Below are 8,440 nucleotides of genomic sequence, written 5' to 3'. Positions count from 1 at the left end.
TGCTCGAGCCCGACCGGATCGAGGCGCGGCTGGACGCCGTCGAGGAACTCACGAGCGCGGTCCAGACGCGCGAGCGACTGCACGATCGGCTGCGGTCGGTCTACGACCTCGAGCGGCTGATCGGACGGATATCTCGCGAGCGGGCGAACGCGAGAGACCTGCGCTCGCTGCGGGACACCCTCGCCGTCGTTCCCGACGTTCGCGAGGAGCTCGCCGACGCGGACTGCGAGCGACTGCAACGGCTCCACGAGACCCTCGATCCGCTGGCCGACGTCCGCGAGCTGATCGAGGACGCGATCGTCTCGGACCCGCCGATCGAAATCACCGAGGGGGACATCATCGCCGAGGGGTACGACGACGATCTGGACGACCTGCGCGGGACCGCCCGAGACGGCAAACAGTGGATCGACGACCTCGAGGAGCGCGAACGCGAGCGGACGGGGGTCGACTCGCTGAAGGTCGGCTACAACTCGGTTCACGGCTACTACATCGAGGTGACGAACCCGAACCTCGAGTCGGTGCCCGACGACTACCAGCGCCGCCAGACCCTCAAGAACTCCGAGCGGTTCGTCACGCCGGAACTCAAAGAGCGCGAGGATCAGATCGTCGGCGCGGAGGAGCGGGCGGACGAACGCGAGTACGAACTGTTCTGCGACGTCCGTCGAGAGATCGCCGACGAGGTCGAACGCGTCCAGGGGCTCGCCGAGGCGCTCGCGACGCTGGACGCGCTCGTCTCCCTCTCGAGCGCCGCGGCGCAGTACGACTACTGCCGGCCCGAGATTCTCGAGCGCGACAGCGACCAGACCCTCGAGATCGAGGGGGGCCGTCATCCCGTCGTCGAGCGGACGCAGGAGTCGTTCGTCCCGAACGACGCTCGCTTCGCTCGCGATCGGCGGCTCGCGGTGATCACGGGGCCGAACATGTCTGGGAAGTCGACCTACATGCGGCAGGTCGCCCAGATAGTTCTGCTGGCCCAGGTCGGGAGCTTCGTGCCCGCTAGCGCGGCCCGGATCACACCGGTCGACCGGATCTTCACCCGCGTCGGTGCCAGCGACGACATCGCCGGGGGCCGCTCGACGTTCATGGTCGAGATGGACGAACTCGCAACGATCCTGCGGGAGGCCGACGAACACTCGCTCGTCCTCCTTGACGAGGTCGGACGGGGGACCTCGACGGCCGACGGGATGGCCATCGCGCGGGCGATCACCGAACACCTCCATGACGCGGTCGGCGCGACGACGCTCTTTGCGACCCACCACCACCCGCTGACCGAACTCGCCGACGACCTCGCGGCCGCCTTTACGCTCCACTTCGAGGTCGACCAGCGCGACGGCGAGGTCGTCTTCCACCACGAAATCGTGCCCGGCGCGGCGACGGGCTCCTACGGGGTCGAGGTCGCGACGGCCGCGGGAGTCCCCGGTTCCGTCGTCGACCGCGCGCGGAACTTGGTCGCGGACACGGCGGACAATGGCCTCGAGACGGCCGACGAGGTCGAGACGAGCACTGCCGATTCGGACGACTCGAGTACGGGGCCGACTCCCGAAACGACCGAGGAGACGGCTACTGCAGACGGGGGAGATGTGCCGGCCGACGTGGCCGCGGAACTCCGCGCGCTCGATCTCGCACATCTCACCCCCGTCGAGGCGCTGACGGAACTCGATCGGCTGAAGCGGTCGCTCGAGGAGTGAGACGATGGCACTGTCTCAGCCGTCTTCGATCTCCGGCTTTCGGTAGACGAGGAGTTCGAAGGGGTCAACACCTCGATCCGTTCGCGGTGGACTTCTTCGAAACCTTGCGTCTCGTACAGTCCGCACGCTGCAGTTTGGTTCGCCATCGCGTCGAGTACGATCTGGGTGCCTGCCTGCGATCGAGCGCGCCGCTCGAGTTCCTCGTAAATGCGTCGACCGTACCCGCGGCGCTGATAGTCTGGATCGACGCGCTTTCGAGTGAATTCGACTGCGCCATCCGCGAAGTCGGGGACCATATTCGCGATCTAGTCCGTCTCGTCGTTCGGTCGAAATCCGCCCATCGCGACGATGCTGTCGCCGAGAAACTCTCCGCCGCCGTCGACGTGCGTCTCGGAAATTCGCTCGAGGTCGTCGTCCGGAATATCTTCGACGTCGGATCGACAGTTCGCATAGCTGTTTCGTGTAGTACCCACGCCGACCGCAAAACGGTCCGATCGCGACGAGTCCAGAGGCACCTGCCGGGGCTCTCGAAGGCTTGCCGGGACTCCCGACGGGCTGTAAGTTTCTTCTATCCAGGTGGTGAACGCTCGATTCGGACGGTACACGGAGAGAATGATCGACATGGAAGACCTCACGCTCGAGAGTCCAGATTTCGACGACGGCGACCGAATCCCCGAGGAGTACGGCTACACGAAAGACAACGTCAACCCGCCGCTCGAGATCGACGGCGTTCCGACCGAGACCGACGCTCTCGCGTTGATCGTGGACGACCCCGACGCGAAAGAGCCCGCCGGGAAGGTGTGGGACCACTGGCTCGTCTGGAATATCCCGCCGGAGACGACGACGGTTTCGCAGGACTGGTCACCGGACGACGCGACCGAGGGGACGAACGACTTCGGCGAGACCGGCTACGGCGGCCCGAACCCGCCGGACAGGGAACACACCTACCGATTCAAACTGTTCGCACTGGATACGACGCTCGATCTCGGACCCGACGCCGATGCGGACGACCTCGAATCAGCGATGGATGGCCACGTTCTCGAACGGACGCAACTCGAGGGAACGTATCCGGCCTGACGACCGACGATCCGTGGCGGCGATACGACGACCCCGAATCGGTGCCGGTGCTCACTCGGCCGGCGGCTCGAGCGAGACGAACTCGAGACCGTGGTCCGATAGCAGTCGCTCCGCGCGGTCGGTCACCGAGGGCGCGACGAGGATTCCGCGGACGGCCGCGTCGGCGTGTAAGTCCCGCTCGAGGGCGTCGACGTACCGTCGAAGCTGGCTCACCGCGTCGGGGCCGACGCGGCGGCGCTTCAGTTCGACCACGACCGCCCGCCCCGTCGAGTCCTCGCCGTAAATGTCGACCGCGCCGGCCGGCGTGTCCCGCTCGGTCGCAAGCGGTGTAAATCCCGTCTCGAGCAGCTCGGGGTCCTCGAGGATCCGCTGACGGAGATCCTCCTCGGTCCCGACGAGTGCGAGCTCGTTCTCGTCCGAGCCCGAGAACGCCGAAACCTGCAGGATCTCCTGAAATCGGACGCAGAGGCGCTCGTCCGGCGTCGGTCGCAGGCTCTCGAGGACGAGCGCCCCGTCCTCGCAGAAGGCGTCGTGATTACAGCCCGGCGGCTGCCAGTTGACCGGCTGCTGGCCTTCGTCGGTGTGGACCAGCGCCGCCCCGTCGGGTTTGAGCATGACGTGGCGGTCCCCCGCCTCGAGGTAGCTCGTCGCTCGGCCGTCGTAGTCGACGGTGCAGCGACCGTAGACGGTGACGATGGCGTCGGTATCGATTCCGCGGGCGATCACGTCGCGGGCCGCTGCCGGTGTCGGCCCCTGGAGTGTTTCCGTTCTGTGGCCGTACTCGGAGTCCGTCACTGACCGTCCTAGCGCCGGGACGGATAAAAGGACCGCGCTGTCGTGCGGATTCCCCCATCGATTCGTCGCGTTCGAACGCAGCCCAACGCAGAAGGTATATCCACGTTCGTCCCTGCGCAAAACACGATGTCGAACCTATCGACCCGTCGCGGGTTCCTCGCACTGTCCGGTACCGGCGCAGCTACATCGCTCGCTGGCTGTTCGCAGCTCGATTCGATGGGGCAATCGAACGACGAGGGGGAGAACGCGGTCACGCTATCGGTCACGCCGGACCGGGAGAAGCTGGCCGAGATCCAAACCGATATCGATGACGGCAATCTCAGCGATCAGGAGGCGAGACAGGAGTTGGAGGAGAGACAACTCGAGTTGACGAAAGAAGCCACGACGTCGTTCGAAGAATCGGCCGGCGAGAGCGATATTTCGGTCGAAGAGTCGGAGCCGAAGTACGGACTGCTTCGCGTTACGGGGCCCGACGAGGCGATCATGGATGCCCTTCAAAACGGAGCTGTCGGCGGGATTTATCCCGGTGAGCGCTACCAGCTATTCGTTCAGCGACAACAGCAGCAGGAACAACAACAGGCGATGCTCGAAGAACAGCAGCAGGCGCAGAATGGGGGCAACGAAACGAACGGCTCCGACCCCGGCAACGTGACCAGTGGATCCGGCTCCGGCAATGAGACGAACGGCTCCGACTCCGGCAACGAGACGGCCGAGTAACTCGAGCACCGGCCGACAGTTGAATACTTCCCGTTCGCCGGATTTACCGCTCGAGCGAGAACGGACTCTCGCGTTCGGTCCAGTTCCAGCCGGGTAGTCGCTCCTGAAAGCCAGCGGCGAGCGCCGCCTCGCAGTCGTCGATACCGGCGTTCTCGCTCGCATCGCCGTGGACCTTGATATCGGCGTAATGGAACGTCGCCTCGCCGAGCGTCCGCAGCGGCTGGTCGCCGGCGATCGTCGCGGCCAGTTCCCGACCGAGGAGTTCGTCGACCACGAACCCCGGGTAATCGTTCTCCACGTCGAGGCCCCTGAGAATGGCGACCAGGGCGGCGACGTTGACGGACAGATCGCCGTCGGCGAAGACGGCGTCGACCTCCTCACGATACCGGTCCGCCGTCACCGCGTCCACGTCGGTACCGAAGACCTCGCCGAGGTCGTCGCGAACGTCGTTGATGAGGGGGACGACCCGATCGGCACGGTCGACGACCCAGTTTCGTTCCTCGCGGACTCGAGCAGGCGTAATGCGCATGGCTACCGAAACGACGATCCCGTTCCCCAAAACGCTGTACTATTGGTTGCAACCGCATCGTCGGCGTGGTCGCTGGGAGCGGTACGACGATTCCGACGAGACCGCGTCGTGATCGCCCCGCGATCGGGCATTCACTGCCTGTCGGCCGACGGTAGTCCGTCCGCGCGGCCCGTTTTTGCGAAGGCTTTTATACTACGCAAAGAATAGCCTCGAGTAAGCGGGTTCTCCCTGGAATTGTCCCGCACGAACCAGGATAACCGATCCGGGAGCGTCTTCGTCAGGCACGGAGTAGGATACGATGATTCGGGAGACGAGACGGAGTGTGAGCTACGTTGTCCCATTCGGACGACGCTCACACGTGGCGTGGCGGCCATCGGTCAGCAGTCGTCACGGCACTGAAGTCCGTCGTCGGTCTCCTATCGCTTCTGCCCCACCCGGCGGCGCACTCGATCCCGGGCGGCGAGTTCACGCAAGCCACATTGGCGACCTATGAGCACTGTAGAGCAGCAACTCGACGATCTCGAAGCACAGATCACGAGCGAGTTACCGAGCGATATCTCGGTCTCCTCGGTGAAATACGAAGGCCCCGAACTGGTGGTCTACACGCGCGATCCGAAGAAGTTCGCCCAGCAGGGCGACCTCATTCGGCAGCTCGCGAGTAAGCTACGCAAGCGGATCACCGTCCGGCCCGACCCCAGCGTCCTTTCGCGACCCGAACAGGCTCGCGAGGAGATTATGAACGTCGTCCCCGAGGACGCGGGGGTCACGGATCTCGACTTCCACGCCGACACCGGCGAAGTCGTCATCGAGGCCGAAAAGCCCGGTATGGTCATCGGCCGCCACGGGTCGACGCTCCGCGAAATCACGAAGACCGTCGGCTGGACGCCCGAAGTCGTCCGTACGCCGCCGATCGAATCCTCGACCGTCTCGAACGTCCGCAGCTTTCTCAAACAGGAGCGCGACGAGCGCCGCGATATCCTCGAGAAGGTCGGTCGACAGATCCACCGCGAGGAGATGTCTGACGACGAGTACGTCCGCATCACGACGCTGGGGTGCTGTCGCGAGGTCGGCCGTGCGTCGTTCATCCTCTCGACGCCCGAGACGCGGATCCTCATCGACTGCGGCGATAAACCGGGTGCCGAGGGTGAAGTACCCTATCTCCACGCGCCCGAGGCGCTCGGCGCGGGGCCACAGACCATCGACGCGGTCGTCCTCACGCACGCCCACCTCGACCACTCCGCGCTGATCCCGCTGCTGTTCAAATACGGCTACGACGGCCCGATCTACTGTACCGAACCGACGCGGGATCTGATGGGCCTGCTGACGCTGGACTACCTCGACGTCGCGGCCAAGGAAGGCCGGAGCCCCCCCTACGAGAGCGAGCAGGTCCGCGAGGCGATCAAACACTGCATCCCCCTCGAGTACGGCGACGTCACGGACATCGCGCCGGACGTCAAACTCACCTTCCACAACGCCGGCCACATTCTCGGCTCGGCCGTCTCGCACTTCCACATCGGAGACGGCCTCTACAACGTCGCGTTCTCCGGAGACATTCACTACGACGACACCCGCCTGTTCAACGGCGCGGTCAACGACTTCCCGCGGGTCGAGACGCTCGTCCTCGAGTCAACCTACGGCGGTCGAAACGACTATCAGACCGACCAACAGGACTCCGAGCGGAACCTGGTAGAGGTCATCAACGACACCCACGACAAGGGCGGGAAGGTCGTTATTCCCGCCTTCGCAGTCGGTCGGTCACAGGAGATCATGCTCGTCCTCGAGGAGGCGATGCGCAACGGTAAAATTCCCGAGATGCCGGTCCACCTCGACGGGATGATCTGGGAGGCGACGGCGATCCACACCACCTACCCCGAGTACCTTCGGGACGATCTGCGAGACCGGATCTTCCACGAGGACGAGAACCCGTTCCTCGCCGAGCAGTTCAACCACATCGACGCCGGCGAGGAGGAACGACAGGAAGTCGCCGACGGCGAACCCTGCATCATCCTCTCGACCTCCGGGATGGTCACCGGCGGCCCGATCATGTCCTGGCTCGGCCATCTCGGCCCCGATCCGGACTCGTCGCTCGTCTTCGTCGGCTACCAGGCCCAGGGAACCCTCGGCCGGCGCATCCAGAACGGCTGGGACGAGATCCCCACCAGCGAAGTCGGTTCGATGGGCTCCGGAGACGGTCGCGGCACCCTCTCGCTGAACATGGGCGTCGAGACCGTCGACGGCTTCTCCGGCCACGCCGACCGCGCCGGCCTCGAGAACTTCGTCAAAACGATGAATCCACGCCCCGAGAAAGTGCTCTGTGTCCACGGCGACGAACGCTCCACGCAGGACCTCTCGAGCGCCCTCTACCACGACTACGACATGCGAACCTTCGCGCCGAAGAACCTCGAGACCTTCCGCTTCCTGTAAAGAAAGTCTCCGAAAACGCGAAGCGTTTTCGAGAAACCAAAAATCGCTGTGCGATTTTTGAGCTCCCACGCGATCGCTTGGCAGCGATCGCTCCGCGGCTTCGCCGCTTCGCTTCGAGGTCGCTTTGCGACCTCGCACCGCTCGCCCTTTTCAATTCTACCGGAGCGCCGCAGGCGCTCCGGTCGCCCGGAAATCTTCGATTTCCGCAGGCCACTAGGACCGCACTTGCGCGGCGCACGGATCCGCGCGCCGCGCCAGGTGGCCTATCCCTTCCCCGTGACTCGAGCGCGCGCCTCCTGATCGAGGCGCACGCTCGAGTCGGCCACTGTGGACGATCGATCCGTGTAACAGAGACGGGGAATCCGGCTGTCACGGAACCACCACGGTAAGTCCAGATCGAACGATCGTCAACTGTTGTCCGACGAAACGACCGCTTCGCCGTCAGTCTCGGTCGTCTCGTCGGCGTCCCATCGCTCCTCGTGGACGAGCGGTTCCACCTCGAGTCGATCGCGCCAGCCCTCCTGCTGGAGGACCGGCTCCTCGGGGAAGCCGTCCTCGGGATAGCCCAGACAGAGGTACGCGACCGGCTTAATGTGCGGTGGAATCCCGAGGGCCTCCCGGACCTCGTGCGGGTAGAGGACGCTCACCCAGCCGACGCCGACGCCCTCCGCTCGAGCGGCCAACCAGAGGTTCTGCACCGCGAGACAGGTCGAATAGACGTCGGTCTGCGTCATCGAACTGCGGCCCAGGACGTGGGGCGCGCCGCGGGTCGGATCGCAGGTCACGCAGACGTTGATCGGAGACTCGCGGATTCCCTCGAGTTTCAGCGCGGCGAACTCGCTTTTCTGTGGCTCCTCGTACCCTTCGCGGGCGGCCGCGATGGCGCGCTCCGCGATCGCGGCGATTTCGGCTTTCGTCCCGTCGTCGCTGACGACGACGAGGTCCCACGGTTGCGAAAAGCCGACGCTCGGGGCGTGGTGTGCGGCCCGAATCAGTCGCTCGAGGATCTCGTCCGAAATCGGTTCGTCGCGAAACCGTCGGATATCGCGTCGGGCGTAGATCGTCTTGTACACCGCATCCCGTTCCGCATCGGTGAATGCAACCATTACTTCATCTATGAAAGAAGAGTTGTATAAAAACCGCCGACTGGCCCTCGGGATGCGGACTCGAGTCCGGCGAACGGCGACGGACGCCGCTCGAGCGGCCGGCC

Annotated in this window: 8 protein-coding genes and 1 pseudogene; 4 read left to right on the top strand and 5 right to left on the bottom strand. The window is 64.9% G+C overall.

The window, feature by feature from the left end; translation table 11 throughout:
- Window positions 1-1,688, top strand: a 1,688-nt coding sequence (mutS, locus tag PGX04_RS33630) for a DNA mismatch repair protein MutS (RefSeq protein ID WP_273742441.1), incomplete at its 5' end; no start/stop codon positions are given.
- A gap of 134 nt (window positions 1,689-1,822) precedes the next feature.
- Here the strand turns inward: mutS and PGX04_RS33625 are convergent.
- Together PGX04_RS33625 and PGX04_RS33620 are read right to left on the bottom strand one after the other, a co-directional pair.
- A pseudogene (locus PGX04_RS33625) lies at window positions 1,823-1,984 on the bottom strand (GNAT family N-acetyltransferase); the annotation flags it as partial.
- 9 nt (window positions 1,985-1,993) lie between these two features.
- Window positions 1,994-2,161, bottom strand: coding sequence for a hypothetical protein (locus PGX04_RS33620; RefSeq protein WP_273742440.1), 168 nt, complete (start codon window positions 2,159-2,161; stop codon window positions 1,994-1,996).
- A 148-nt stretch (window positions 2,162-2,309) separates the two neighbouring features.
- Between PGX04_RS33620 and PGX04_RS33615 the strand changes: the two genes are divergently transcribed.
- Entirely contained in the window at window positions 2,310-2,765 is a 456-nt protein-coding gene (locus PGX04_RS33615; RefSeq protein WP_273742442.1) for a YbhB/YbcL family Raf kinase inhibitor-like protein, read from the top strand.
- Window positions 2,766-2,816: 51 nt separating this feature from the next.
- Here PGX04_RS33615 and nucS read toward each other — a convergent pair whose 3' ends face one another.
- Window positions 2,817-3,560, bottom strand: a complete 744-nt coding sequence (gene nucS / locus PGX04_RS33610; protein ID WP_273742439.1) for an endonuclease NucS — start codon at window positions 3,558-3,560, stop codon at window positions 2,817-2,819.
- A gap of 126 nt (window positions 3,561-3,686) precedes the next feature.
- Between nucS and PGX04_RS33605 the strand changes: the two genes are divergently transcribed.
- Window positions 3,687-4,277, top strand: coding sequence for a hypothetical protein (locus tag PGX04_RS33605; RefSeq protein WP_273742438.1), 591 nt, complete (start codon window positions 3,687-3,689; stop codon window positions 4,275-4,277).
- Window positions 4,278-4,320: 43 nt separating this feature from the next.
- Here PGX04_RS33605 and PGX04_RS33600 read toward each other — a convergent pair whose 3' ends face one another.
- Window positions 4,321-4,806: a DUF7984 family protein gene (locus PGX04_RS33600; RefSeq protein WP_273742437.1), complete on the bottom strand. Its 486-nt coding sequence runs from the start codon at window positions 4,804-4,806 to the stop codon at window positions 4,321-4,323.
- 489 nt (window positions 4,807-5,295) lie between these two features.
- On the opposite strand from PGX04_RS33600, the gene PGX04_RS33595 reads away from it, so the two are divergent.
- A complete protein-coding gene (locus PGX04_RS33595; RefSeq protein ID WP_273742436.1) occupies window positions 5,296-7,230 on the top strand; it encodes a beta-CASP ribonuclease aCPSF1 in 1,935 nt (644 codons plus the stop codon).
- A gap of 407 nt (window positions 7,231-7,637) precedes the next feature.
- Here PGX04_RS33595 and bluB read toward each other — a convergent pair whose 3' ends face one another.
- Complete coding sequence (bluB, locus tag PGX04_RS33590; RefSeq protein WP_273742435.1) at window positions 7,638-8,336, bottom strand: 5,6-dimethylbenzimidazole synthase; 699 nt, start codon at window positions 8,334-8,336, stop codon at window positions 7,638-7,640.
- Window positions 8,337-8,440 lie beyond the last annotated feature (104 nt).

It is taken from the genome of Natrinema soli (assembly GCF_028618695.1).
This window is presented reverse-complemented; position numbering and strand designations above follow the sequence as displayed.

What these genes read in the sequence shown, in the direction of transcription:
- PGX04_RS33595 (WP_273742436.1), top strand. Translation starts at nt 5,296, where the DNA reads ATGAGCACTGTAGAGCAGCAACTCGACGATCTCGAAGCACAGATCACG.
- PGX04_RS33605 (WP_273742438.1), top strand. Translation starts at nt 3,687, where the DNA reads ATGTCGAACCTATCGACCCGTCGCGGGTTCCTCGCACTGTCCGGTACC.
- PGX04_RS33600 (WP_273742437.1), bottom strand. Translation starts at nt 4,806, where the DNA reads ATGCGCATTACGCCTGCTCGAGTCCGCGAGGAACGAAACTGGGTCGTC.
- bluB (WP_273742435.1), bottom strand. Translation starts at nt 8,336, where the DNA reads ATGGTTGCATTCACCGATGCGGAACGGGATGCGGTGTACAAGACGATC.
- PGX04_RS33615 (WP_273742442.1), top strand. Translation starts at nt 2,310, where the DNA reads ATGGAAGACCTCACGCTCGAGAGTCCAGATTTCGACGACGGCGACCGA.